Origin of the sequence: Proteus sp. G2626 (assembly GCF_009915985.1) — a bacterium.
Classification (GTDB): domain Bacteria; phylum Pseudomonadota; class Gammaproteobacteria; order Enterobacterales; family Enterobacteriaceae; genus Proteus; species Proteus vulgaris.
The window spans coordinates 57,273-83,355 of record NZ_JAABNH010000025.1 but is presented as its reverse complement, the minus strand read 5'-3'; the positions used below and the strand labels follow the sequence as shown (position 1 = coordinate 83,355).

The 26,083-nt window shown below is 36.1% G+C and carries 21 protein-coding genes and 1 pseudogene; 8 read left to right on the top strand and 14 right to left on the bottom strand.

Going from position 1 to position 26,083, the window contains the following annotated elements; genetic code table 11:
* The first annotated feature begins 5 nt into the window (after positions 1 to 5).
* The gene (dmsD, locus tag GWJ05_RS10200; protein ID WP_161681397.1) at positions 6 to 575 is read left to right on the top strand and encodes a Tat proofreading chaperone DmsD; all 570 of its coding nucleotides are present in this window, start codon (positions 6 to 8) and stop codon (positions 573 to 575) included.
* 100 nt (positions 576 to 675) lie between these two features.
* Here dmsD and norR read toward each other — a convergent pair whose 3' ends face one another.
* On the bottom strand, positions 676 to 2,193 hold the full coding sequence (norR, locus tag GWJ05_RS10195) for a nitric oxide reductase transcriptional regulator NorR (protein WP_036933665.1): 1,518 nt from the start codon (positions 2,191 to 2,193) through the stop codon (positions 676 to 678).
* Between the two features lie 189 nt (positions 2,194 to 2,382).
* On the opposite strand from norR, the gene norV reads away from it, so the two are divergent.
* The 3 genes from norV to ytfE are packed head-to-tail and all read left to right on the top strand — an operon-like array spanning position 2,383 to position 5,670.
* Complete coding sequence (norV, locus tag GWJ05_RS10190; RefSeq protein ID WP_036933664.1) at positions 2,383 to 3,831, top strand: anaerobic nitric oxide reductase flavorubredoxin; 1,449 nt, start codon at positions 2,383 to 2,385, stop codon at positions 3,829 to 3,831.
* Positions 3,828 to 4,982 carry an NADH:flavorubredoxin reductase NorW gene (norW, locus tag GWJ05_RS10185; protein ID WP_036933663.1) on the top strand — a complete coding sequence of 385 codons (1,155 nt, stop codon included), beginning with the start codon at positions 3,828 to 3,830 and terminating at the stop codon, positions 4,980 to 4,982. The genes norV and norW overlap by 4 nt, the downstream gene beginning before the upstream one ends.
* A 25-nt stretch (positions 4,983 to 5,007) precedes the next feature.
* Entirely contained in the window at positions 5,008 to 5,670 is a 663-nt protein-coding gene (gene ytfE / locus GWJ05_RS10180) for an iron-sulfur cluster repair protein YtfE (RefSeq protein ID WP_036933661.1), read from the top strand.
* Between the two features lie 57 nt (positions 5,671 to 5,727).
* Here ytfE and GWJ05_RS10175 read toward each other — a convergent pair whose 3' ends face one another.
* Positions 5,728 to 7,932, bottom strand: coding sequence for an extracellular solute-binding protein (locus GWJ05_RS10175; protein ID WP_115370588.1), 2,205 nt, complete (start codon positions 7,930 to 7,932; stop codon positions 5,728 to 5,730).
* A 344-nt stretch (positions 7,933 to 8,276) separates the two neighbouring features.
* Between GWJ05_RS10175 and GWJ05_RS10170 the strand changes: the two genes are divergently transcribed.
* Genes GWJ05_RS10170 through GWJ05_RS10160 form a run of 3 tightly spaced genes read left to right on the top strand, consistent with a single transcriptional unit; the run spans position 8,277 to position 11,112 of the window.
* Positions 8,277 to 9,098 carry an MBL fold metallo-hydrolase gene (locus GWJ05_RS10170; RefSeq protein WP_036933657.1) on the top strand — a complete coding sequence of 274 codons (822 nt, stop codon included), beginning with the start codon at positions 8,277 to 8,279 and terminating at the stop codon, positions 9,096 to 9,098.
* A 13-nt stretch (positions 9,099 to 9,111) separates the two neighbouring features.
* A complete protein-coding gene (locus GWJ05_RS10165) occupies positions 9,112 to 10,359 on the top strand; it encodes an MFS transporter (protein WP_036933654.1) in 1,248 nt (415 codons plus the stop codon).
* Positions 10,360 to 10,398: 39 nt separating this feature from the next.
* Complete coding sequence (locus GWJ05_RS10160) at positions 10,399 to 11,112, top strand: MgtC/SapB family protein (RefSeq protein WP_036933651.1); 714 nt, start codon at positions 10,399 to 10,401, stop codon at positions 11,110 to 11,112.
* Between the two features lie 86 nt (positions 11,113 to 11,198).
* Here the strand turns inward: GWJ05_RS10160 and GWJ05_RS10155 are convergent, their stop codons facing one another.
* Together GWJ05_RS10155 and GWJ05_RS10150 are read right to left on the bottom strand one after the other, a co-directional pair.
* Positions 11,199 to 12,521 carry a hypothetical protein gene (locus GWJ05_RS10155; RefSeq protein ID WP_036933648.1) on the bottom strand — a complete coding sequence of 441 codons (1,323 nt, stop codon included), beginning with the start codon at positions 12,519 to 12,521 and terminating at the stop codon, positions 11,199 to 11,201.
* Positions 12,522 to 12,570: 49 nt separating this feature from the next.
* Positions 12,571 to 13,353 carry a hypothetical protein gene (locus GWJ05_RS10150; protein ID WP_036933646.1) on the bottom strand — a complete coding sequence of 261 codons (783 nt, stop codon included), beginning with the start codon at positions 13,351 to 13,353 and terminating at the stop codon, positions 12,571 to 12,573.
* A gap of 201 nt (positions 13,354 to 13,554) precedes the next feature.
* Here GWJ05_RS10150 and GWJ05_RS10145 point away from each other — a divergent pair, with 201 nt between their 5' ends.
* A complete protein-coding gene (locus tag GWJ05_RS10145) occupies positions 13,555 to 14,508 on the top strand; it encodes a DNA cytosine methyltransferase (protein ID WP_036933644.1) in 954 nt (317 codons plus the stop codon).
* 123 nt (positions 14,509 to 14,631) lie between these two features.
* On the opposite strand, the gene GWJ05_RS10140 is transcribed toward GWJ05_RS10145, so the two are convergent.
* The 10 genes and pseudogenes from GWJ05_RS10140 to GWJ05_RS10095 form a co-directional block, all read right to left on the bottom strand.
* Positions 14,632 to 16,614, bottom strand: a complete 1,983-nt coding sequence (locus tag GWJ05_RS10140; protein ID WP_224215407.1) for an acyltransferase family protein — start codon at positions 16,612 to 16,614, stop codon at positions 14,632 to 14,634.
* 137 nt (positions 16,615 to 16,751) lie between these two features.
* On the bottom strand, positions 16,752 to 17,468 hold the full coding sequence (locus GWJ05_RS10135) for a hypothetical protein (RefSeq protein ID WP_036933642.1): 717 nt from the start codon (positions 17,466 to 17,468) through the stop codon (positions 16,752 to 16,754).
* 176 nt (positions 17,469 to 17,644) lie between these two features.
* On the bottom strand, positions 17,645 to 18,535 hold the full coding sequence (locus GWJ05_RS10130) for a dihydrodipicolinate synthase family protein (protein ID WP_036933640.1): 891 nt from the start codon (positions 18,533 to 18,535) through the stop codon (positions 17,645 to 17,647).
* A 172-nt stretch (positions 18,536 to 18,707) separates the two neighbouring features.
* The gene (locus GWJ05_RS10125; RefSeq protein WP_036933638.1) at positions 18,708 to 19,595 is read right to left on the bottom strand and encodes a MurR/RpiR family transcriptional regulator; all 888 of its coding nucleotides are present in this window, start codon (positions 19,593 to 19,595) and stop codon (positions 18,708 to 18,710) included.
* Positions 19,596 to 19,783: 188 nt separating this feature from the next.
* Positions 19,784 to 20,257, bottom strand: a complete 474-nt coding sequence (gene nanQ, locus GWJ05_RS10120; protein ID WP_036933636.1) for an N-acetylneuraminate anomerase — start codon at positions 20,255 to 20,257, stop codon at positions 19,784 to 19,786.
* 13 nt (positions 20,258 to 20,270) lie between these two features.
* Positions 20,271 to 21,761: a sodium:solute symporter gene (locus GWJ05_RS10115; RefSeq protein WP_036933635.1), complete on the bottom strand. Its 1,491-nt coding sequence runs from the start codon at positions 21,759 to 21,761 to the stop codon at positions 20,271 to 20,273.
* Positions 21,762 to 21,813: 52 nt separating this feature from the next.
* Positions 21,814 to 22,683: pseudogene (gene nanK / locus GWJ05_RS10110) on the bottom strand (N-acetylmannosamine kinase).
* Positions 22,680 to 23,378, bottom strand: coding sequence for an N-acetylmannosamine-6-phosphate 2-epimerase (locus tag GWJ05_RS10105; protein ID WP_036938722.1), 699 nt, complete (start codon positions 23,376 to 23,378; stop codon positions 22,680 to 22,682). The pseudogene nanK and the gene GWJ05_RS10105 overlap by 4 nt, the downstream one beginning before the upstream one ends.
* A gap of 204 nt (positions 23,379 to 23,582) precedes the next feature.
* The gene (locus tag GWJ05_RS10100) at positions 23,583 to 24,278 is read right to left on the bottom strand and encodes an oligogalacturonate-specific porin KdgM family protein (RefSeq protein ID WP_036933629.1); all 696 of its coding nucleotides are present in this window, start codon (positions 24,276 to 24,278) and stop codon (positions 23,583 to 23,585) included.
* A gap of 79 nt (positions 24,279 to 24,357) precedes the next feature.
* The gene (locus GWJ05_RS10095) at positions 24,358 to 25,515 is read right to left on the bottom strand and encodes an N-acetylneuraminate epimerase (RefSeq protein ID WP_161681396.1); all 1,158 of its coding nucleotides are present in this window, start codon (positions 25,513 to 25,515) and stop codon (positions 24,358 to 24,360) included.
* Positions 25,516 to 26,083 lie beyond the last annotated feature (568 nt).

The window sequence follows — 26,083 nt, the reverse complement described above, 5'->3', positions numbered from 1 at the left end:
AAATTATGAGCAGGCTTTCTTATTACGCGGCTGCATTTAATTTATTGGGAATTTGTTATTTATTCTCACCAGATGATGAAACCAATAAAATTGCACTCAATTTTTTTAAAACAGGGGATTTTGTAGCACAGTGGCCTTGTAAGATTGAAAATCACCTTTGTGAACGTCTAATTAATTCTGTTTCTATCGATACTGCGCAACTAAAAACCCAATGGCAAAATCTTTTTATTGGCCCTCATGCCTTACCCGCACCGCCTTGGGGGTCGGTTTATTTAGATCCTGAAGGCTTATTACAAGGGGATTCTACCCTTGCTCTCAGTGAGTTTTTAAAACGGGAACGTTTAAAAATAAACACGTCTTTTCCAGAGCCTGTTGATCATATCGGTTTAATGTTATTTCAAGCGGCGGTATTAGCATCGGAAAAAAGAGAAGACGCAGTTAATGAATTACTTTCCCTTCATTTAACCCCATGGCTACCTCACTATTTAAATAAATTAAAAATGAGTGGGTATAGCCAATTTTATAGCACATTAACAGAACTGGTAACCATCACGGTGAAAGCATTCAGAAAATAGAAATTAATTAACAGCTCATCATCCTAACATAATTATTTAAGGTAATTTGGATCACGCACCCAAATTACCTTTTTTCGTTTAGGGTATTTTCCTTTTTAAATCATGACGACTTTAATCCTAAACGCTTTGTTAAACGACGTAAGTTAGCCGGATCAAGTGATAATTCTCGCGCAGTTGCCGCCCAATTTTGGTTATTACGTAGCAATGCTTGTTTAATTAAGTCTCGCTGAAACTCATCCGTTGCTTCTTTTAAATTTTTGTCTTCAGAAGGTAACGTTTGAGGGGAAGGGTGAAGCGAGTTTTCAGTTCCCAAAGCAAAATGGTTAACTTGTAAAATAAGGCTATCAGTTTTATTTCCAGCCCTCGCTAATACAATTGCTCGGTGAATAGTATGCTCTAATTCACGCACATTACCCGGCCAAGAATAGTGTAACAAATAAAGGCGTAACTCAGGGCTAATAATCACTTGAGTCAGATTAAAACGCTGACGATATTGCTCGCAGAAATAACCCACTAATAACAAAATATCTTCCCCCCTTTCTCGCAATGGCGGGACATGCAGAGGAAAAATACTTAACCGATGGAAAAGGTCAGCACGGAAATTCCCTGCTAACACTTCTTCCCATAAATCACGATTGGTTGCTGCCAATACACGCACATTAACGCGTAAATTACGATCATCACCAATCCGTTGAATATCCCCATATTGTAAAACACGCAGTAACTTGGCTTGAAGTGATAATGAAAGTTCCCCTATTTCATCAAGAAACAAGGTCCCGTTATCAGCCATTTCAAATTTACCACTGCGATGGCTAATTGCGCCGGTAAAGGCCCCCTTCACATGACCAAATAATTCACTTTCTGCCACACTCTCAGGAAGTGCCGCGCAATTTAAATAGACTAACGGATTATCTGCACGATTAGACATTTCATGAATGGCTTTGACCACCAGCTCTTTACCCGTTCCCGTTTCGCCACTCACTAAAATATTCATATCTGCGGGTGCAACAATTTCTATCTCTTTTTTCAGTTGCATCATCGAAGGCGATAAACCAATAATTTCTGTTTTTACTGTAGGCTTAAACGTATTAGTTGGTGTAAATAACATATTTTGATTTTCGAGTTGCTCAATCAATAACGCATTATTTAATGCACCAGCGGTTAATGCAGCAATTAAACGTAATTCTTCATCACTAAAGGTATCAAACTGATGGGGATCCATACCATCAAGCGTTAAAGTGCCAATTAAATCTTGCCCCGCAAATAATGGTAACCCCACACAAGCATGAACTTTTAAATGCTCTCTATCTGGGATAAGGCCATCGTAAGGATCGGGTAAATCACTGTCCGCAGGAAAACGCACCACATCCCCTGCTCGCGCGATAGTTTCCAAACGAGGATGCCCTTCAAGTAAAAAACGGCGCCCTAATACATCAGGCACAAGGCCATCTATGGCTAATGGGATAAACTGATGAGGTTCATAACGAAGCAATGCTGCGGCATCACAATTTAACACTTGTCGAAGTGTGGTCACCAGTCGCTGAAATCTATCTTGGTGACCCACATCTTTTTGTAATTCAATGGCAATTGTAGCCAACACATCAACGGAAAAGCCCATAAAAACACCTCATAGTCATTATGACTGTTATTATGGTCATTTTGACATGGTAAAGATAGTCATATTGACAATACACAAATAGCCATAAAAATAAAAATCTTTTAAAACAATAAGATAAAAACTGGCACGCTTCTTGATTATATCTATACATATCCCGATGAAAAGATTAATGAGAAGGAACAATACAAAATGGCTATTCATGTTAAAAATAATGTTAATTGGGTTGGACAACGTGACTGGGAAGTTCGTGATTTTCATGGCACTGAATATAAAACATTATTAGGAAGTAGCTATAACAGCTACCTAATATGTGAAGAAAAGAATGTCCTTATTGATACAGTTGACCATAAATTTAGTCGCGAATTTGTACAAAATTTACGAGCTCAAATTAATCTGGAAGAGATTGATTACATTATTATTAATCATGCAGAAGAAGATCACGCTGGCGCACTTACTGAGCTGATGTCTTTTATTCCTAATACTCCAATTTACTGCACAGCAAACGCCATTGATTCAATCAATGGGCATCATCATCACCCTGAATGGAATTTTAATATTGTTAAAACAGGCGATAGCCTTGATATTGGTAATGGCAAGCAACTGATTTTTGTTGAAACACCAATGCTACACTGGCCTGACAGCATGATGACCTATTTAACTGGTGATGCGATTTTATTTAGTAACGATGCTTTTGGTCAGCACTATTGTGATGAACGTTTATTTAACGATGAAGTTGACCAAACAGAATTATTCGAGCAATGCCAACGCTATTACGCCAATATTCTGACGCCTTTTAGTCGGCTTGTAACACCCAAAATTAACGAAATTTTAGGCTTTAATTTACCTGTCGATATGATTGCCACGTCTCACGGCGTGGTATGGCGTGATAATCCAACACAAATTGTTGAATTATATCTAAAATGGGCAGCAGATTATCAAGAAGATCGTATCACTATTTTCTATGACACCATGTCTAACAATACCCGTATGATGGCAGATGCCATTGCACAAGGTATCAATGAAATTGACCCTAATGTGTTTGTAAAAAGCTATAACGTCGCCAAAAGTGATAAAAATGACATTATCACGAGTGCGTTTCGTTCTAAAGGTGTGCTTGTCGGTTCATCAACAATGAATAATGTCATGATGCCAAAAATCGCCGCCATGCTTGAAGAGATGACGGGTTTACGTTTTCGTAATAAAAAAGCCGCTGCTTTCGGGAGTTATGGATGGAATGGTGGTGCGGTTGACCGTATTCAAACCCGTTTAATGGACGCTGGATTTGAAACCGCACTGGCACTAAAAACCAAATGGCGTCCAGATATGCAAGCACAAGAAATTTGTCGTGAATATGGTCGTGAAATTGCACGTCAATGGGCTTTGGCACCACTTCCTGCGACTCAACCTGATTGTATCACCTCATCACAATCTGAAGCTATCGCAGATGTTGAAGCAATCGACTTAGGCCCACGTATGCAATGCAGTGTATGCCAATGGATTTATGATCCGGCAGTAGGTGAACCAATGCAAAACGTTCAACCTAATACGCCGTGGAGTGAAGTCCCTGATAGCTTCTTATGCCCTGAATGCTCATTAGGAAAAGATGTCTTTGATACACTTGCGAAGGAGGCAAAATGAGTACAGGCCTTCTTAATAATGGGATTGTTATTATTGGTGCGGGGTTTGCCGCACGCCAATTAGTTAAAAATATTCGCAAATTTAATGCAGATATTCCCATTACTTTAATTGCATCAGACAGTATTGATGAATATAACAAACCGGATTTAAGCCATGTTATTAGCCAAGCTCAGTGTGCAAATGATTTAACCAAACAAACAGCCCAAGAGTTTGCACAACAGTATCAACTTGCGATCTATCCTTATACGCAAATCGTTGATATTAATACAGATGAAAAACGTATTCAGAGTGCCCAAGGTGAACAATGGTATTACGATAAATTAGTATTAGCCACTGGAGCCAAAACTTATTGTCCTGCTATTTCAGGCCATGAGTTAATGTTTACGCTTAATAGTCAGCAAGAATACCAAACTTATGAAACACAAATTCGCCAAGCTAAACGTGTATTAATTTTAGGTGCGGGTTTAATTGGCACTGAATTAGCCATGGATTTTAGTCGAGCAGGTAAAGAGGTGATCCTTGCAGATATTTCAGGGCAATTATTATCGTCCTTGATCCCGTCTGATCTTAGTGGTCGTTTGCAATCTAGCCTCACTAAAATTGGTGTGCGATTAATGCTGAAATCACCATTACAGTCATTAACACAAACTGATAACGGTATTTTAGCGACATTTAATCAACATCATCAATTAACTGTTGATTGTGTTATTGCCGCAACAGGACTCACGCCGAATATAGAGCTCGCTCATCTTGCGGGTTTGCATACTGATCGTGGGATTGTTGTGAATGAATATCTGCAAAGCAGTAATAGCAATATTTATGCCTTAGGTGATTGCGCACAAATCAACGGTAATTTACTACCGTTTTTACAACCCATCCAATTAAGTGCGATGCATTTAGCCAAATCACTCGTAGGTGAAAATAATACTCCACTGAATTTACCGCCAATGATTATTCGGGTGAAAACACCGTTAATGCCTCTACATCTTGCCGGTGAGACTGCGCGTAATGACTTAACGTGGAATATTAATACAACACAATCAGGTGTTATCGCCAAAGGCTTTGATGATAACAATGTATTACGCGCCTTTGTCGTTACAGAAGAACAAGTAAAAGAAGCTTTTGCATTATTAAGAGCACTGTCCGCTTAATTTAAATAACATACGAGATGCTGATATGAATTTACGTGATCAACCATTGGGCCAACTGGCTCTATCTATTTCTGGCGCCAGTGCCATATTCCGTCAATATAACCTCGACTTTTGTTGTGGTGGAAAAAGAACATTAAGCAAATCTGCAGAAAAAGCAGGGCTTAATATTAATGAAATTGAAAATAAATTAATTGCCCTTTCAGAACAACCATTAGAAAAAGATTGGCGACAAGCATCATTGAGTGAAATTATTGATTTTATTATTGTTCGTTATCATGACAAACATAGAGCACAATTACCGGAACTTATTCTACAAGCAGAAAAAGTAGAACGAGTTCATGAAGCAAAACCGACTGTCCCTAAAGGATTAGCACGCCAATTGACGCTATTATTAGATGAATTGACAAGCCATATGATGAAAGAAGAGCGCATTCTCTTTCCTATGATAAAAAATGGCTTAGGAAACCAAGCCGGAGCCCCCATTAGTGTTATGGAACACGAACATGATGATGCAGGTGAAATTGTTGAAGTGATTAAATTTATTACCAAAGATGTTACTCCTCCGCCGGAAGCCTGTACTACATGGCGAGTGCTTTATAATGGTATAAATGAATTTATTGACGACTTAATGAATCATATTAGTTTAGAAAATAATTTATTATTCCCAAGAGCATTAGCGGGTGAATAATAAGTTAATACAGGGGATTTCATCATCCCCTGCTATTTTTATGACCATCAGTAAAATCTACCGCTCTCCTTGCGTATCAATCAACAAACGCTGATTAATATATTCAATGGTCTCGTCTATCGTCATAATATTATTTACAACGTTAGTGATCCCTTGCCCGATAATAATTTCTGCTTGGCGTAAATTAAATAACTTACCATTCGGTATCGATGACTCTCGTATTCCCTTATTAATTTCTTGATAAGCCAATGTCATCCATGGATAACGATGGCTAATCTCTTGGTTATGACTGAAATTTTGATGATTACTATTTCCACCTAATAAAATGAGATGATCCATAACCATTGGAGAATAAAGCCAACGATAAAATTGCTCAGCATATTGTGACTTTTGACTATAACGAGAAACGGCTAATACACCGCCCCCTAATTGTGGAATACCACCTGGTACGGGCGCAAATCCAGTTTTAGGTAAAATATTACTATGAGCCACATCGTTAAATAAATTCATATAAGAGACAAGCATAGCAAGATGCCCTTGCTCAAATTGTCTAACCGACTCACTCCACCATTTATTATAAATATTTTCAGTAATCGACAATTGTTGTAGGTATTCTTTTAATACTTCACCCGCTAAAGGCATTGCTAATTGAGGAATATTATCACTTCCTATTAAGCGCCCCTCTTTGGCGTAATAACGTAAAAGATATTCTGTTGCAATTAATCCTGCACTGCCCAATGTTGTTGAAGCGCCCATTGGACGACTTATTTGTCCTTCTTCATGTAATTGTGTAAAAAACTGAGTCACATTGTCGTACTCTTCAAATGTTGTCGGTACGGTTAACTCATTACCTGTTTTTTCGTAATACATTCTTTTTAGAATAGGATCTTCAAACAAGTCTTTTCGATAAAATAGGAGTTGCGCACTGGCATCAAAAGGCATGGCATAAGCAACATTATTCACTAAACTAAATTTCTGCTGAGTAGGCAGTGAAAAATTATTTAATAAGTCTGTTAATCCGTTACCAATTTTATCTAATGGCTGTAATATTCTTTCCGCAAACCAAGGAAAACAAGCCATATCAATACGCAATAAATCATAATATGGATGTAAATGTAACTGACTTAATATTTGATAAACTTCATCGTATGGATGTATCGCTAAATTAACTTTAATCCCTGTTTGGCGATAAAAATGAGGTAGTAATTTTTTTAATGCACTAGTAGAAGGGCTAGGTAAAATCAGTAAATTAAGACTTAAATCGTGTTTATCAGAAGCAATAATGGTAGGTGTCGCCGTATAAAGATGATCACTTTGATTACGCACATAAGTGACTTTACTCTCGATTATCTCCGTTTCCTCTTCTTGCATTAGTGCATCAATCACTTCCAACCCAAGTTGAGCGTAGTTCATGGGAAAGTAATATAACCCTTTTAATACAGGAGGGATATTGTCGCTTAATGCAAAAATAGGTGGGCAATCATCATGGCTACCGAAATAACTGGCTTGTGTTAAATAACGCGCCTTTTCGCTATCTTGAGCAATAAAAATGTCTGGAATTTGCTCCATAGAAAAGAAATCAAACGCAATTTTATAGCTCTCTTCATCTGATGCACAAAGCACCACACTTTTTTTATTAGGTGCATACTCTAAAAGTCGACTTTGCAATTCATTAGCAAAAATCTGATTATTCACATAATCACTACTCCCTATAAAAATACCTACTAATTGACCAGTTGTATGCATGACTTGCAGGCAAATAGCATCAGCGGCTTGAGCAAAATCGAGTGTGAAGAATCGTTGAGTATTAAGTGGCTGACGATAAACAAAGGCAACGTGTGAAGGGGATAATTTTAACGTGTCAAAATAGATATTTGCATCATTGAGGCAACTTACGGTGATCACTTGTTTATAACCCCCCGCTGCAATTTTCTGTAATGCCTCTAGCTCAGTGGTTTCAAGATCATCCGTTAAAAAAAGATCATAAGTCACTTCAGAAAATTGAGCAATAGACTGCCTTAAAGCATTAAAGAAAACGGCATATTTTTCAGAAACTAATTGCGGTAAAAGTATGGCTATTTTATGACTTTTATTGGCTCTTAACAGTTGAGCCTGGGTATTTAATTGATAACCCATTTGTTTGGCGGCTTGATATACAGCTTCAATTTTCTCAACGCTTACATTTCCACGTTTATTCAATACGTTAGAAACTGTCCCATGAGAAACGCCTGCTAATTTTGCAATATCTTTAATCGTTGCCATTGACCTTTTTCCATCTCAATTTCCGCTTTCACTAGCATACCTGAATTATTTATCACGACTACTGCTAATTAATTTGAACGTTCCATCATTAAATAGCTTATAAAACAATCTGCTAGAACTTATCTAAAATAAATGATTATCAATATCAATTTTCTTTAATATATATATTAATCAATAAGATAAAAAATTTAATTTGAATAAGATCACTGATCTGATCTTCATTTATTGGCAAATAATCTTCATCATTTTATTATTGGAACGTTCAAATAAATCTATAACTTACAGATAGCCAACACCAGATAATTAATAAAATCCTAATAAAACAATAGGATAAGGGAATTTTTATGAAACTTCATTTTTTAGGGACGGCGGCCTCAGAAGGCATACCCAATCCCTTCTGCCGTTGTGAACACTGCCTGAAAGCAAGAGAACTTGGTGGGAAAGATATCAGAACTCACTCTTCTGCCATTGTCGATGACATTATGTTAATCGACGTATCACCTACATTTAGTTACCAATTAATGCGTGATGGAATGGATGCTACCAATTTTGAAAGCCTTCTATTCACTCACACTCATCCTGATCATTTCAATGTTGGCGATCTGTTTAGCCGAATGGAAGGTTATGGTTTTGAAATTAACCATCCTCTTCATATTTTCGGCAACGATCGCGCAATTAATGGCTGCATTGAAGTACTACCTGGCTACAGTAAAGAACGTTTTGCTTTTCACTGCTTAATTCCTTTTGTTACTGTCGAAAGAAATGGCTATAAAATTACACCATTACTCGCTAATCATGCGAAATGGGAACTTTGTTATGTTTATCATATTGAGAAAGATGGCAAAGTGATTTTTTATGGTCATGATTCTGGTTGGTTCCCTGAATTAACATGGAAATGGTTAGAAAATAAACCTCTTGATATCGTTGTTTTTGAATGTACTTATGGACTCAATGGTAAAGATCGTACCGATAATCATATGAGCCTAGAAACCGTATTTGCCGCGCAAGAAAAACTGCAACAACAAGGTTGTTTGCATCAAGATACACAAATTGCTGTTTCACATATTTCACACAGTGGCAAATTGCTTCATCACGAATTAGAAGCTGTTTGTGCTCCTCATAATATCCGTGTTGCCTACGACGGATTAACGTTAGAAACAAATTAAGAGGAGAACGATGATGGAGATGAAAATAACCTCTCGCTTACTGATTATGATGTTTGTGCAATATTTCATGCAAGGTGCGTGGAATATGACCATGGGGCTGGTATTAAGTAGCTATGGTATGGCAAGCATTATTGGTAATGCCTACGCTTTATTAGGCGTCGCAACCATTATCTCCCCATTATTTATAGGTATGGTGGCTGACCGTTTCTTTGCTTCACAAAAAGTCATGGGTATCCTTCATTTAATTAATGCGGCAGTCATTATTTGTGTTCCTCAATTTATTGAAGCACAAAACAGTGGCATGACACTATTCTTAATTTTCATTATTGGATTACTGTTTTACCCTACAACTGCGCTTTCAAATAGCATTAGTTTCTCCCATATTAATGGCGTGAAATATTTCCCTATTATTCGTGTATTCGGTACGTTTGGTTTTATGGCTATCGGATTTATATTAGGTGAAATGGGCTTCTCTGGGAGTACGATGACTTGGTATATCGCTTCTGCAGTGGGTGTTTTACTTGGTTTCTACTGCTTTACCTTACCGAACACTCCTCCTAAAGCAAAAGGCAAACCATTCTCTGCTCGTGATATTTTATGTTTAGATGCGCTTTCATTATTTAAAGACCGCTATTTCGCTATCTTAATGTTTAGTATCTTTATTTTAATGATCCCAAAAACAGCGTATTCCGCTTATATTCCGGTCTTTATTAAAGCATTAGGTTTTAATAATGCGGCCTCTATCATGCAAATAGGTATAGCCTGTGAAGTCCTGTTTATGTTTGTATTGTCATTCTTCTTAATGAAATTTGGCTTCAAAATTACATTACTTTTAGGTGCTGTTAGCTGGATCATCCGCTCCATATTCTTCTCTTATGCGGCGGTAAATACCGAGTTCTATTTTATCGTTATCGGATTAATGCTACAGGGATTATGTTGGGACTTTTTCTTTACTGCTGGTGATATCTATGTTGACCGCAAAGCCAAACCCGAAATTCGTGCTCAAGCACAAGGCCTACGCTTTATTGTCTCTAATGGTTTCGGCTTATTATTTGCTTCCACTATTTGCGGTCAAATCTTTAATTCAACCGTAACAGAAACAGGCGATGCGTCATTACCACAATGGTCAACATTCTGGATATATCCAGCAATCGTCGCTGCCGTTGTAACCATATTCTTTATCTTCTTCTTTAAAGATGATGTAACGAAAAAGAAAGATAATGAAAATAAAAAAGCCCAGGAAGGCATTGCAACACCATAGTCTTAAAGTAAAGGAATAAGCCAACGTTAGGAGCAAACCATGGACGCATTAATTCAGTTTGTTGACAGCATTGGCCCTTTATCACTATCAAGTATTGCTAAACTACTGGCTGCCTTTATTTTGGGTGGCCTTATTGGCTTAGAGCGTGAATCAAAGGGAAAACCTGTCGGTTTTAAAACCTGTGTCATTATTGCCGTTGCCAGTTGTTTATTAACGATTGTTTCTATTCAATCCGCAGAACATTACGCCAATATCTCCGACAACATTCGTAGTGATCCAATGAGATTAGCGGCACAAATTATCAGTGGTGTCGGCTTTCTCGGTGCTGGCGTTATATTGCATCGACGAGATGATGCCATTTCAGGCTTAACGACGGCGGCAATAGTATGGGCTTCTGCGGGTGTTGGTATTGCTTGTGGCTCAGGTTTTTATTGGCATGCCATGATTGTGACGTTTCTCTTTTTTATGGCAATTAAACTCAGTCCACAAGTGGTGCTATTTCAGATGAAAAATCAACGCCTAGGTAAAATTAAAGTCCGTATGTTATTTACTCATGAAAGTGGCGTTCCCGTTTTAATTGAGTATTTGAAAAACCATAAAGACGTGATTGAAAATTTGACGATCCGTGATATTAAAAAAGAGCGCGTTGAAGTGAATTTGAAATTATTAGTGAGGCAAAAAATTACTTTACCTGAATTTTATTGTTCATTAAAACAGCTTGAACATGTTCATTCTGTTTCGCTAGATCACTAGTTTTGGTCACTCATAAAAAACACCTCAAAAGTGAATATCCCACTTTTGAGGTTAAAGTATCTCTACACATTTAGATATATTACTGATTATTCTTCAATTAAATCATCTCTAAATTTTGGTTTTTGCTTAATATCATCACAATTTTCAATTTGTGTTTTTAGCCCTAATTTCCATTGCTCAAATGCATAGGTATCAGCAAGATCAATTTTAAATTTAGTATCATTCACTTTTGTCACTTTCACTGAATCTACACCTAACTCATTTAACATATCCAATGTCAGCAATTGTCTGGCTTCTAAACCAAAGACATCATGTAATATCCATTTTCCTAAAATAGATTGAGGATTCGTTTGTAATCCTTTTCCATTATCTTGTGTCACAATAGCTGTGATTATTCGATCATCTGGTAATTGCAACTCAAATCCTTTAGCTGCATTTCTTTCTTCTTTATCTAAAGCATTAAACCCAAAAAAATGGGGAAAAATATGATGTATCCAGATAGGAATAGGAATATAAGCCTCAAAATCTGGCCGAGGTTTATTTGAGCCTTTTGTTTTAGGTGCAGCATTCCATGCATTAAAACCTGATTTTTCTTCTACTTTCATTGAAGAGTCTGAATAAATAGGTAGATAAATCGTTTGTTTCGGATCTTCTATTTTTTCTTTTAGAGGAGCTAATTTACTTACCGATGAATTAGCTACATGTATATATGACAATAAATCAAAAGGATCTTTATATTGAGTAATAGGAATTTTAGTCACAATTGCTTCTTTAGAAGCATCAAACTCTTGCAATAAGACACTTTTACTCACATAAAACTTATATTTTTTATTTTTATCCTTAAAATTAAAAACACCTTTATTATCATTAACAGATATAATTTTAATTGAATCTAAATCAATTAAGTCATAATTACATTCAACAATATTCATCACATTACTGTCTCTAGTAATATTATGATATATCGTATGTGTTGTGTTATAGGTACGTTGATCAAGCTCAATTCGTTTGTTTCGAAGTAAAGCCACTTTTTTAACAACATCAAGCGCAATACCTTTATCAATTAAAGGCCTAATCTCTGTCGGTGCAACTTTATTAAACTCTGCAACTTTTTGAAAAGTTTTATCTCTTGAGTGTATCCACGTCTTTAAACCAATACCAATCCGTCTTTTTCCCATCTTAGCGATTGCATCAAATGCAGAATCCTTGCGTGTTAAGTCTTCTACATCAAAAACTCGGGCAAAAAGTTGTTCATGATTTCGATAATATAGATAAGGTTTATCTGCACTACTTCCGGCTTCTGTATCTTTAAAAAGACCCGATAATGCACCGAAAATCTCTAAAAATTTAATATATTCATCCCTTTTATCTTGAGGAAATGAAGACCATAAATCTATATTTTTTGCCATAACCAACCTTAACGTGTTTTAAAAAAGTCATTTTTAATAAATATTTAAGCTAATATTTCAACACTAATTTTCCTATAAAATCTTGTAAAGAATGCATATCATATGATAAAGCATAATAATTAGTTGCATCCATCTGAGTTTTTCCTTGAAGAAGCATACCCTTCTCGATTATATACTTATTTTTAATAAGAAATTTTAATTCTTCTTTAGATATTGCACCAGCAAAATCAGCAAACCACTCTTGCCTCAGAACAATCGAGCTGACTTCATCATAGCTCATATTTTTAGAGTAAAATTTCCTTTCATTTCTAAATACAGTCTTGATATTTGGTTTAACTCTTATTAATACAAAGTAATCATAGGAATAACATTGTTTATTTTCTAGTCGTAAGTTAGGGATATATTCAGCATTATCAGTCCAATCTTCTACTTCTAATAATAATAATTGAGAAAAATAAGCTGCCGATTTAATACTAATAGACTTATTGTTAACAATGAGATCTGTATCATCCCAAATATTTTTCCCATAAACGCCAAAATCTAAATCACTACATTCTAATTTTTCATTGTTGTTTTTTAACGTATCATATAAAAAAATCTCTGATAGTTTTCCTTGAAACGTATTGCAAAAAACCTCCATTTTATTACGAGAATATTCTCCTCCCGTTCTATGATTTCGATGATGCCCATTACCAAACACCATTTCATAAGAAAATGATAATGCTTTTTTTATATTTTCAATATCACAAATTTTATTTGGATTAAAATTACGACGTGCATTTAATGGAATATTTCGGTTTAAATTATCCTCGATTAGTTTATTAAAAGCCATATTTAATTCCTGCATTAATATATTTGATATTTATTTTTACATAAATAATAAGTAACTTAATGTGATTACAATCAAACTAATAAGATTAATTAATGAATAAGAACCTAAATGAATTACAATCAAATCAATACTCAGTTGCTGCTTTTTGCTGAAGAGTTCTGTAGAATACCCCTTCGAGTTTAGCGAGTTGGGATGTTATTTATGAAGTGTGCGTCATTTTTTGCGGGTGTTGGTGGTATTGATATAGGCTTTGAAAAAGCAGGTTTTGATACAGTTTATGCTAATGAACTGGATAAATTTGCGGTTACGACCTTAAAAGAAAATTTTGACTTTATCATTGACCATCGAGACATCAGAGATGTAAAAACAGACGAAATTCCTGATTTTGATATTATGTTGGGTGGTTTCCCATGCCAAGCATTTTCAGTGGCAGGTTACCGCCAAGGCTTTGATGATGAGAAAGGCCGCGGTAATTTATTCTTTGAATTAGAACGGATCTTTGCAGAAAAACAACCTCCCGTTATCTTTCTTGAAAATGTGAAAAACTTAGTTTCCCATGATAAAGGTAACACCTTTAAAGTGATTTTAGATTCACTTCATAAATACGGCTATCACGTTTCTCATCAAGTATTAAACGCCTCTGAGTATGGCAATATTCCACAAAACCGAGAGCGTATTTATATTGTGTGTTTCAAAGATGAGCAAGCCCATAAACGCTTTGTTTTTCCAGAAAAAACACCATTAACTAAACGTATCTCAGATTTATTAGAAGATGAAAGTACAATAGAACCACGCTATTTTTATACCGCTAAAACCCCTTTCTTTGACCAACTTGTTGAAGATGTGGTTGATGCCGAAACGCTCTACCAATGGCGTAGAAAATATGTAAGAGCCAATAAAAATAACCTTTGTCCTACATTAACAGCCAATATGGGGACTGGTGGCCATAACGTCCCCTTACTCAACGTTCAAAAGAAAGCAAACACCATCAGAAAACTGACACCAAGGGAGTGCTTTAATTTTCAGGGTTACCCTGCTGACTATAAATTACCCAAAGATATGAGCAATGCTAATCTATATAAACAAGCTGGGAATAGTGTTGTGGTACCTGTTATTGAACGAATTGCACAACAAATAAAAGTGGCGCTAGGATAAAATGTAATAGTTTTAAAATTTAAATCCCTAATCTCAATTTTCTAAACCTATTATCATGATCATAAGACAAAGCCCGATAAATAAATGATTTTATCGGGCTTTGTCTTAACAGAAATCGAGTTATTACTCTTGATATTTTAACGGGTTACCAAAACGTTCTAGATACATAATGCCAAATATTGTTGAAGCATAGTCTGTAATATGTCCTACATCACGATAAACTGGCACACCTTCTATGTCGGTTAGACAGACATTTTTGTCGCATTGTACATCTTTGGGATCAATGATAATTAAGGTTGGATAGTCTTTTTTTAATTTAGCAAATAACTGATCCATCCATGTATTTCCCCCACCTTTATAGTTTTTGGGGTTACAGTTATTATCTGCAAAGTCTTTTCTTAATTTTGCATTTTCATAAAAGCAGGTCATAAAACCACTTGGCATAGAATTGACTGCTTTAATAAAAACAGGTTTAGCTCCCGTAGCAATAATAATATCAAGTGCTTCACGCATCGCTTTCTCAACGCGTTTACGAGACTCATCAACAGTTCTTACATCTCCTATCTTATTAATGACATGATTTGACGCGTAATTATTCCAAACCTGCCCAAATATTACATAATCAAAGTGGTTATTCTTAATAAGTTGATAATATTTCGCTGTTTGATCATAACAACGTTGATAAACGGTATTTTTATGATTAGACCAGTCATAAAGATAAATATTAGGAAGTGTAATACACGATGAAGTTGCTTGCGCATAGACATCTATCTTGGCATCTTTACCTAAAATATCCATAAAGCCCCAGTAGTGATTTGCATGAGAATCACCGAATAAAAAGGCTTTTTTCTGGCCTCCCACTTCACCAATATGGCACATTTTATCGGGATCAGAGGCCTCAAAATTCATACATTTAGTTCTATTTGGGTAATCAAACTGATTCAGTTTAGCTTCTAAATTAACATAATTTTGTCCAAGTCTAGCGCCAACACCTTGATATTTTTCATTCAACGCATTTAACCCTAGAGCCAATAAAATAGGAACAATCAACAAAAGTGTGATGGAATATTTAAAAGCTAAACGCTTTCTTCTAAATGGTTTTTCAATAAGAAAATAAGAAGTCATTGAGAGCAATAAAGTTAATGCTAACAGCAATCCTTTTTGTAGTTCTGTATTAAATACACCAATATAACGAGCGATAGAAAACAGTGGCCAATGCCATAAATACAATGAGTAAGATAATAACCCAACAATCACGATCGGCTTTAATGAAAGTATTTTTTTAATAATACTTCCATGCTGTCCAGTATAAATGATTAATGTAGCACCAAGACAAACATACAACGTATTAAGGTTTGGATAACCGGCGATAATATCATTTTGAAATGCAATCCAAAAAATAACACCAAACGCAATTAAGCTAATAACATCATTTATTCTTCGAGTAGGTTTTATCTTTGTTGGGAAGTAGGCAACACAAGCTCCCAGCATAAACTCAAAGATCCGCGTACTAAAATAGTAATAATTTTTGGGTTGATCTTTTTGATAATAAAATACCAAGACAAACGAAATAATAGTGACTAATACTACAAAATAAAAATGATTAATACTTTCTTTTACATTGATTTTATGCAGAAAATAAAGTGCAAAAGGTAAAAAAAGATACCATTGCCACTCTATCGCTAAAGACCAAGTATGCAATAACGGTAAGAAGAGCGCATCTTGCGCGGCATAGCTGGTTGTCGCTCTTGCAAAATATTTATTAGAAAGAAAAGCTGAGGCATACTTCTCGCTATTTGTAACATCTAAATAATCGCTAGGGAGATAAAAACCCCCTGATATCACGAGTACTGAAATTAATATAACAAGATAAAGTGGCTGTAATCGCCATAATCGACGATTATAAAAATCACGAAATGAAAAATTGCCTTGTGATAATGACGTTTTAATTATCAATGAGATCAAAAAACCAGAAATTACAAAGAAAATATCGACGCCAATAAACCCTGAAGGAATTAAACGATTATCCAAATGGAAAAGAATAACCAGAATAACAGCGACTGCCCTTAAACCATCTACATCAGCACGATATTTTACATTCATCATTCAAGTACATAATCAGGATAAAAAGAATTGCTGGATTATATACTAGTTAAGAATATCACTTTAGTCGTAAAAAGATGAATTGATTATTTAATGCATTAAAGCATCTTAATATCCGTCTGGATCTTTACATTAAATGATTAATAACACCCCAATGGCCATAACTGATTAAATTCCATCGTTAACCCCATTTGAACTTCAGATGAGAGTGAACCTTTACTCACCACAAATTTTGGATGTCGGATAACGATAGGGGTGTTAATCGCATAATGTATTAATGATGATCGGTTTTGCTCTAGCTCATCATAAAGCTTCTTCATATCTGCTGATGACGTACTATCACGTAATCGCCCAAGCGTAATATGAATAATATCTTTATGAAGTTCACTTTCAATTGGGATCTGCTGATAAATCTGTTGCCTAAAGCGTGTTAATTCCTCTGAAATACCCGTTAATATCAAACTACCATTGGATGTTAGGACAACGTCATTAAATAAAATTCCAATACTTTTTATTTGATTAAAGATTTTTGCAATCTCATGACACCACGATAATAATACAGGCCGTTGTAGTTTAAACTGCTCATTTTGTTGATTACAAATCGTTAATAATGTGGAATGAAATTCTTGCGGCTGAGTAAATTCAATAAATGGAAATTTAAGTGCAAGCTGTTCACAATAAACCATTAGTTTCTGACTAAAGAGAGTAAAGCTTTCCTCAATTTGAGGCTGACAAATCATTAATTGCCCCGCATTTAAGCTGACATCAATAATACTTTCATCATTAATTTGTCGTTGCCAAGTTTCACCTGTTGCCAATTTTTTGAGTGTTGCTTGTGTCAGAAATTCGTATGCCATCAAGACACCTTAATTAAAAATAAGACAATAGTTAGTACTTTGGTTTGAGTGGCATTTAAAATCAAGTTTTAGACATAATAAAAAAGTGGCTTTATTCTAAAAGCCACTGTCACATCAAAGGGGGAGATGTTGAAATATGGGTCTATCTATAAAATTATCAATCAAAGTTAAATCGATTACAGAAAATTAGCTGCTTTAAACTTCGCTAAAGCATCAGCTTTTTGCTCTGCCGTCATTGGACGTAATGGGCGACGAGGGTCACCAACATCAATACCATGCAGTTGCATTGCCACTTTTCCTGCAGCAACACCGCCGTACTCAACTAAAACACGAATAATCGCAATCACTTTATCCATGCAAGCGGTAACACCTTCATGATCACCTGCTTTAAATTTTTCAATAATTTCAAGGTATAATGGTGCAGCATAGTTATATGTGCTACCAACTGCACTTAATGCACCACAGGCTAATCCCGCAGGAATAAATTCATCAACACCAAATGGCACATCATATTTTCCGCCATCTACGCGTAAACAACGCTGGAATTCATACATATCAGGAGAATTAAATTTCATACCAGATAAATTTGGAATTGCTTTACCCGCTACTTGTAAGAATTTCTCCATATCAATACTTAAGCCTGACATGGTGGAGTGATAATAGTAAAAACCTTTAGATGGCGCACTTGCAGCCGCTAAACGACAATATTCAACGAGATCATCAACATTGCCTGGTTTAAAAAAACAAGGGCCAATAACGGATGTTGCTTTGATATCTAATGTTTCAGCATGACGAGAAAGTTCGAGTGTATCCGCAATACTTAATGCTCCCGTGTGGACAATAAGATCAAGTTTACCCTGACTTGCATTAACCCAACGTTCAGCGACTTTCTTGCGTTCTTCGACAGAGCAATGAATACCTTCACCTGTTGTGCCTAATACATAAGCACCTGTCACACCACTTGCAATTAGGTGTTTTGCTATCTCATCAATGACAGGATAATTAACGCTACCATCTGTTGCAAAAGGAGTATGAGGTGCGGCAATCAGTCCAGAGAGTTTGTTCATGATAACTTCCTTTGGAGGTTAATTTCTTTTCTATTAATATTATGGAGCTTAACTCTATATTAGGGAGCAATACTTCAGAACGCAATAACGAAATGAGCATTAAAGGAAGAGAAAAATGAAAGTGTGATCTTTAGCCAATTTTCACTAAAAATCACACAATGTAGAGATAAGTTTACGCAGAATGAGTCTGTTTTAACGCATTCAGTGTTCGTAGTTTTTGCTCTTTAACCATATCAGGCTGAGCTTGCACTAATAGCGTATAAAGAAGATCTAACACAAAGAGCTGTGCGGTTTTTGTACCAATAGAGTCACCTTGCAATTTTCCTTGTCGATTACCATTAATTAAATGGTGATCAGCATACGCCATAATTTGTGAGCCTAGATTATGAGTCAATGCTATCGTACTCGCCCCTGCTTCTTTCGCCAATTTAAGGGCATGAACGGTTTCAGGAGAGTTACCCGAGTGACTAATGCCAATAGCAACATCGCCGGGTTTTAGTAATGAGGCTTGCATATACATAAAGTGATTATTTGTAACCGCATCAACACGATGACCAATTCGCATCAGTTTATTTTTTAGATCTTCTGCTGTAATTCCTGAAGAACCAACACCACAAATAAAAATATAGTTTGCGGATAATAAAGCATTTACAGCACCTTGAACTTGCTTCATATCGAGCAGATTCAATGTTTCTGATAGTACATTATTAATCGTTGCTTGAAGTTTTAAACCTATAGTATGGATATCGTCTTGATGAGTTACTTCTGCATCAAGGATCGGTGACTCTTCACTGTCTGACGTTGCCATTTCAATGGCCAAATCCATTTTAAAATCTTGAAACCCTTTATAACCCAATGTACGACAAAAACGCACAACCGTCGCTTCACCCGCTTTTGTCGCTTGTGAAAGTTGGGCAATAGAAAGTTGAGTAACCTCTGTAGGATGGAACAGGATATAGTCTGCAATACGCTGTGATACTCGCGTTAGACTATTTTTCATTGCACCTAACGTATCAAGTATTTTACCCGGCTTTAATCGGGTCGTTGCCTGTTCTGTCATGGAGATTATCCTTGGTTGCAGAAGATACACGGAGGAAAAATTCTGCCAACAAGAGTACCAATTCCAACAGGTTAAAAAAAGCCTTGCTCATACAATAATGTAATAATAAAAACGCTTTATTCCTCAATGTCATCAGAATACAACTTACTGATACATCGGAAATAAAGCGCTTAATAAAACAGTAATTGTTAGTCAACTAATTCTGTAACATCTAACTTAACAACAACTTTCTTCAGTGTATTTGCACCTTTTTCAGCCGAAATGCCCGGTTTATGAGGTTCATTAGGCATAAAAACAGCAAACATATTGGGTGTCAGTGCTAAAGTTTGTTGGCCTATTATCGTATCTGTTAGCTGATAATCATCGGTTTCATTATAAGGCGTCACATCTTGTGCTGAGCCCTGTATACCAAAATCAATAATTTCTTCACCACTCAGCAATATTTGAATATCAATATAACGTTGATGCAATTCAGCTCGCTTTTGCTCACGAGGCTGAGTGTCAAACGTCATCACATTCATAAACAGAGTTTCACCATCAATTTTATAGCTTCCCGGAGCAAGTGAAGCGGGATCAAGTGCTAATGCTTTTTCCATCGCGTCACGCAACGCGGGATTCATTTCTGGCATCATAGCCAAATCTGATATATGCCCAAATAACATAAATTATTCCCTATTAGTTTCCTGATGTTTCATTGTCATCTAATGAAACCTGTTTTGCTGATGCGAAAAGCGGTGCTGTAATTGTTCCTGCAATAACAACAGACATTGCGCCAATCACGCCGTAGAAGAAGAAATTAAGATCACTGCCATAGCGCGCTGCTAATACGGCAATAATACTGACGATGATCCCGACAACCGCACTACCTGCATTCGCGCGTTTAACAAAAATACCCAGCATAAACAAACCTGTCATTGGGCCACCCATTAAACCAATCAGACTATTAAAGGCATCCCAAATTTCAGATTCATCGGATAAAACTAACCAAATTGCAGCTAAACTACTAAAGACACCAGCAACAATAATGACTAACCTTGCGACTTTCATTTTTTGTTCGGCACGGCGTTCAGATTTGCTTAAACGTGTATAAATATCAGAGTTAAAACAACTAGAGATACTGTTTAAACTACTCGAAATACTAGACTGAGCAGCAGCAAAAATAGCAGCAATAATTAATCCAGCAATCCCGACCGGCATTTCCGTCACAATAAACAGAGGTAGAATACCGCCAGTATTAAAGCCTTCAGGTAATAAATTAGGGTTTTGTTTGTAATACACAAACAAGGCAGATCCAATTGCAAAGAAGAAGATAGGAATAATCGCAACCAACTTGGCATTCGTGATCAGAGTACGCTTCGTTTCTTCAATAGAATCCGTCACAATATAACGCTGTACAACATCCTGACTTGCTGTAAATTGCTGAATATTAGCGAATAAAAATCCGATCATCAAAACAGGAATAGTGCTATCTGTCCAACTCCAACGGAATTGCGTCGTAGGAAAGAATTTATCGGCTTGGGATGTTGCAGTGAAAATTTCGCTAATTCCACCGTCAACTTTAAAGCAGATCATAATAAAAATAAGAACTGCACCACCTGAAAGTAATAACCCTTGAATAACGTCAGTCCAAATAACCCCTTCAATGCCACCCATCCAAGTATAAATAATACAGAGCAAACTAATCAGTACGATTAAGACAACGGGGTCGATGCCCATAAATGGACGCAAAGCGAGTACAGTTAAATAAGTAATAATGGCCACGCGACCGATGTGGAATAACATAAATGAAAGGCTGGCAAATAAACGACTGCGTACATCAAAACGTGCTTCTAAATATTCATAAGCCGAGGTTATCTTTAACTTTCTAAAGAAAGGAATATAAAAATAAAAAACTAATGGCAAAATAGCAATAGCCAAATATTGCCCGATAATAAAAGTCCAGTCAGAAGTATAGGCTTTTGCCGGAATCGACATAAAAGTAATGGAACTTAAGGTGGTTGCAAAAACAGAAACCCCCGCAGCCCAACCAGGAACTCGACCACCTCCACGGAAATAATCATCCGCTGTTTTTTGGCGTTTAGAGAAATAAACACCCACGAGTAACATTGCTGCTAAATAACCAAACAGCACAGCATAGTTAATGAAACCAAAATCATGTAATTGCATTTTTTAGTCCTGCCATATGTAGGGTAAAAAGGTAAGTTTTACGACAGTTTTTTTATTGCTCTCTAGCCCAAAGGACAGCGCCCCAGAGCCCAGCATCATGATGATAGTGAGCCGATAATATCGGCACTTGTAATGCAAGTGGTTGTTTTGTCTGGGCAGCTTGAACGAGTTCGATATATCCCTTTGCCAACCCGACACTTCCCCCAAGAACGACACAATCGGCATCCGTCGTTGCTTTAATATCTGTTACCAAATTTGCAATGGTGTTTGCTGAACGTTCAATAATTGATTTTGCTTGTGAATTTCCCTGATGAAAGGCAGCGAAAATCGCTTTTGCATCTTTCCCTGCAAGTTCTTCTGTCGCTTGCGTAGCAATGGCTCAACCTGAAGCCATTGCTTCAACACAGCCATAACGCCCACAACCACAAACAGGTCCATGTGGATCAGCAAGCGTGTGACCTAAATGACCAGCAATACCTCGCTTTCCTGTAAAGAGTTGTCCTTGTTGAATTACGCCACCACCAACCCCTGTTGATACAGTAATAAATGCCATATCAGAGATAGTTTCTCGACGATAATCATATTCAGCCCATGTAGCAGCTTGAGCATCATTGAGTAACCAACACGGTAATCCCGTCAGCGCTACAAGCGTCTCTTTTAAAGGAAAATCTTTTAATCCACCCAAGTTATCTGGGTTCAATGCAGTCAAAATGCCATTACAAATAATCCCTGTTGATGCAACAGCAACACTATCTGCATAACCTTTTAGCGGTGTAGTAATAGCAACTAAAGCTTCATAAAGTTGCGTAGGTGATGCACTTGCTGGCGTAGTGATCTGAGTATGTTGTGTTAATTGATTATCTCGACTAATTAGAGCTGCCGAGATTTTTGTCCCTCCAATATCAATTGCTAATGTATTCATTTATCTAACTCCTGTTGCCACTTTAATGCCTGAATAAACCAATCACAGACATGCTCAAGACGCGTTAATGCAGAACCGACTGTGACAGCCCAAGCACCGGCTTGCATTCCTCTTGCGGCTATCATTGGTGTGTTATAACGCCCTTCGGCAATCACTCGACATCCTTTTTCAGCCAATGCGGTGACTAGCTGTAAATCAGGCAATTTTGGTATCTCACCACCGGTATAACCTGACATCGTTGAACCAATAAACTCTGTACCTAACTCTTGGCAATACATACCTTCATTAAAGGTGGCGCAATCTGCCATCGCTAATTTTCCCAAATGATGAATATGAGCTAATAATGTTTGTACAGGTACAGGACGAACACGATCAGTGCCATCAAATGCAATAATATCGGCGCCCGCATTAGCTAAGTCATCAATATCACTAAGCCATGGCGTGATCCTCACAGGGCTATCAGTTAAGTCGCGCTTTACGATGCCAATAATCGGCACATCAATAAGAGGACGTGTTGCTCTTAAATTATCAATTCCTTCAATACGCACTGCGACTGCGCCCGCATTCACTGCGGCTTGAGCCATTGCAGCGACAATTTCAGGCTTATCCATTGGACTATTATCAACAGGCTGACAAGACACAATTAATCCGCCTTTTTGTTGAATATCCTTTGTCATCTTTTCAATTAGCGCCATTTTTGAACCCACTGTTCTCTTCTTTTGAAATGTAACTCCAAATTATAGTATTTTACGGAGTTTAATTTCTCAATCAAAAAAACAGTAATTTGTGAAGAAGATCAAACAATAACCAACGTAACGCAACTAATTGATAAATAGATAAAATAAAAATAGAGTGATGTTTCCATCACTCTTCTTGTTTTTTATTCTGTTTTACTTAAATTAGAAATGAAATTGTAATCCAACTCGATACCGTGTCTGACGATCATCACTGAAAGGACTTACAGCCATGTTGCCAACTTCAATATAAGGTGTGAAAGCACTATTGATTTGATAAGAAAAAGCAACATTATGTTCGTAATTACGTTTTTTATTATCGTATTTTATGGCATCGCTATACATTTGAGTGTAATCATATTCCACTTTAAATTTGTTATATTTATAACCTATAAAACCATCCAAACGATTTGTTTTTTCATCATCAACACCTTGTTTTGTTTTACGGGCATAATCAAAACGATAACGTCCTGCAATATATAAACCATTATCGAAGTTATATTGTGCTTTTAAATAAGGTTTATATATAGAAGTATCTGTTACGGTTTCAAAAATAAGACCAGGCTGTAATGTAATATTATTATTTAGCTTATAGTTATAACTTAATCCCATTTCAATGGCATTATTAACAACATCACTAAATAATTTATCTTTTTCACCGTCAACACCACCCGATTTAACGCTAGCATCAATATAAAAACCAACACCATTTGAAAAAGAGTGAATAAATGCAATTCTATCTTTATTAATTCTCGTAGAATCTGCATATTCATGACGAAAGTCTAATGTAGTCGCGTATAATTGAGATGACATTAATAAAGTACAGCATGCCAATAAAATTTTTTTCTTTTTATTTGCCATAATATTTACCTAAATAGGTAGATCCCCTGGTTTAATCAGGGAGATCTTAATGAATTATTTTAATGTGTAGAGAAAAAGATTATTCAATAATTAATTGTTTATCTTTCATGGTTAAAGTAATAACCGAATTAACAGCCTCACCTTTATTTGTTTCACCTCCAATTAAATAAAGTGAATTATCATGTGAAATAGTGACACCATAACCAAGAGGGAGAGGTAATTCACCAATGACTTTCCATTGATTATTAACAAAGCCATAAATTTCTTTATGCCATGTCTTTTCTAACCCTTGATGAGCAAAATAATGTTGCTGTGCATAGTTTGCCTGAGCACCCGGAAAGTTAGCACCACCAGCAACAAGTAAGGTGTGCATGCTGTAACCTGCAAATGCTCCCGCTAAACCATCTTGTTGCTGATTAGGCGCAGGATCAGGTAATTTCTGGGTAATAAAATTCCATTGTAATTGATTGTTTTTTAAAATAGCTGTTTGTACTTCACTAGTACGTAATCCTGGTTTTATTTCACCATTGATTAAGGTGATTTTATGACCATCAGAAGCTAATGCAGAACCTGCTGTTCCATTAAATGGCATAACACCAAATAATCGCCATTGATTATTTTCAGCATTATACTCCATTATATTTCTGTTAAAAAAATAACCTTCTGCCGGTTTATTAAAATAATCACTGATGACTTTTTTATTCTCAGATTCATTCGCTTTAGTACGATCTAGATCAACAAAATAACCATCAAATATTTGTTGATTAACACCGCCAAGAATAATAGCCTGCTCGTTATTAATATTAACGCCCGCATGTCCCACTAATCCATAAGGCGCTCGTGTATTTACCTTTTCCCATTTGTTTTCTTGTGGTAAATAACGATAAACATCTGTAAGCGCACTGATTGTTGCGCTATTTTCATTTTCTTTTCCTGCACCCCCGAAAACATAAATATTATTATTTAATTCCAGAGCAATAGCCTGGTCTCTTTGTGTTCCAGGAAAATCTGCTATTTTTTCCCATTGTTTTATCGCACCATTGAGATCAAGCTTATACCATGACTTTCCCGCTGTACCTAAACCAACATAAATAACATTTTTACTGATTGCCCCAGCCCCACTTTTAAATGTTACAGGTAAATTGGGGAGTTTCTCTGCAAAGCTAGTAGATGTGAATATTGCCGACACTAGCATTACAGAAAGACAGGAGTAAGATATTTTCTTTATTCTGTTCATACTTATTAGCTCTTATTATGATCATCAAGTAGGGTATTTTTCTTGTGCCTTAAATATCACTCCAATATATAATTATTTTCGGAGTTAAACTTCAAATCGATCTTTTCTGAATTGTGAAGATGATCAAAATGTCTATTTTTTAATCTTATTTTTTTACATCTGACTTTAAATCAAATTTGGGAATAAAAATCTAAAAATAGAATAAAAAACAGCCACAATAAATTATTTTTGGGGTTTTATGCAGAATATAATGTTACTTATTTTTAAGTAAAAAAGTTTCATAATAAAGGTATTAATGGAGTTTTACTTCAAGAGGCTTTTTTATCGGCTTTATACCCATTTTCACCTTGTGTTAATTAAAAAATGAGTTATTTATTAATACGATGTAAATCAAACTAATTTGTTATTTTTTCCTCGTCGTAATCACCTATGTCATTTTAATAGTCGTGGCTCGTGATGTCCGAAAGGTGCTGAGAAAGAAAATTAAACTAAAAGTTATACCTTCCTGATTTATATGAGACAAAAATGGAGACTTAATCGTCTCCATTTCTATTTTTAATCAACACTC

Coding starts and splice junctions, on each gene's coding strand:
- GWJ05_RS10150 (WP_036933646.1), bottom strand. CDS start 13,353: ATGGCTTTTAATAAACTAATCGAGGATAATTTAAACCGAAATATTCCA.
- GWJ05_RS10155 (WP_036933648.1), bottom strand. CDS start 12,521: ATGGCAAAAAATATAGATTTATGGTCTTCATTTCCTCAAGATAAAAGG.
- GWJ05_RS10125 (WP_036933638.1), bottom strand. CDS start 19,595: ATGACAGAACAGGCAACGACCCGATTAAAGCCGGGTAAAATACTTGAT.
- GWJ05_RS10095 (WP_161681396.1), bottom strand. CDS start 25,515: ATGAACAGAATAAAGAAAATATCTTACTCCTGTCTTTCTGTAATGCTA.
- norW (WP_036933663.1), top strand. CDS start 3,828: ATGAGTACAGGCCTTCTTAATAATGGGATTGTTATTATTGGTGCGGGG.
- norV (WP_036933664.1), top strand. CDS start 2,383: ATGGCTATTCATGTTAAAAATAATGTTAATTGGGTTGGACAACGTGAC.
- GWJ05_RS10100 (WP_036933629.1), bottom strand. CDS start 24,278: ATGGCAAATAAAAAGAAAAAAATTTTATTGGCATGCTGTACTTTATTA.
- GWJ05_RS10105 (WP_036938722.1), bottom strand. CDS start 23,378: ATGGCGCTAATTGAAAAGATGACAAAGGATATTCAACAAAAAGGCGGA.
- nanQ (WP_036933636.1), bottom strand. CDS start 20,257: ATGTTATTTGGGCATATATCAGATTTGGCTATGATGCCAGAAATGAAT.
- GWJ05_RS10175 (WP_115370588.1), bottom strand. CDS start 7,932: ATGGCAACGATTAAAGATATTGCAAAATTAGCAGGCGTTTCTCATGGG.
- norR (WP_036933665.1), bottom strand. CDS start 2,193: ATGGGCTTTTCCGTTGATGTGTTGGCTACAATTGCCATTGAATTACAA.
- ytfE (WP_036933661.1), top strand. CDS start 5,008: ATGAATTTACGTGATCAACCATTGGGCCAACTGGCTCTATCTATTTCT.
- GWJ05_RS10165 (WP_036933654.1), top strand. CDS start 9,112: ATGGAGATGAAAATAACCTCTCGCTTACTGATTATGATGTTTGTGCAA.
- GWJ05_RS10145 (WP_036933644.1), top strand. CDS start 13,555: ATGAAGTGTGCGTCATTTTTTGCGGGTGTTGGTGGTATTGATATAGGC.
- GWJ05_RS10130 (WP_036933640.1), bottom strand. CDS start 18,535: ATGAACAAACTCTCTGGACTGATTGCCGCACCTCATACTCCTTTTGCA.
- GWJ05_RS10135 (WP_036933642.1), bottom strand. CDS start 17,468: ATGGCATACGAATTTCTGACACAAGCAACACTCAAAAAATTGGCAACA.
- GWJ05_RS10140 (WP_224215407.1), bottom strand. CDS start 16,614: ATGATGAATGTAAAATATCGTGCTGATGTAGATGGTTTAAGGGCAGTC.
- GWJ05_RS10115 (WP_036933635.1), bottom strand. CDS start 21,761: ATGCAATTACATGATTTTGGTTTCATTAACTATGCTGTGCTGTTTGGT.
- GWJ05_RS10160 (WP_036933651.1), top strand. CDS start 10,399: ATGGACGCATTAATTCAGTTTGTTGACAGCATTGGCCCTTTATCACTA.
- dmsD (WP_161681397.1), top strand. CDS start 6: ATGAGCAGGCTTTCTTATTACGCGGCTGCATTTAATTTATTGGGAATT.
- GWJ05_RS10170 (WP_036933657.1), top strand. CDS start 8,277: ATGAAACTTCATTTTTTAGGGACGGCGGCCTCAGAAGGCATACCCAAT.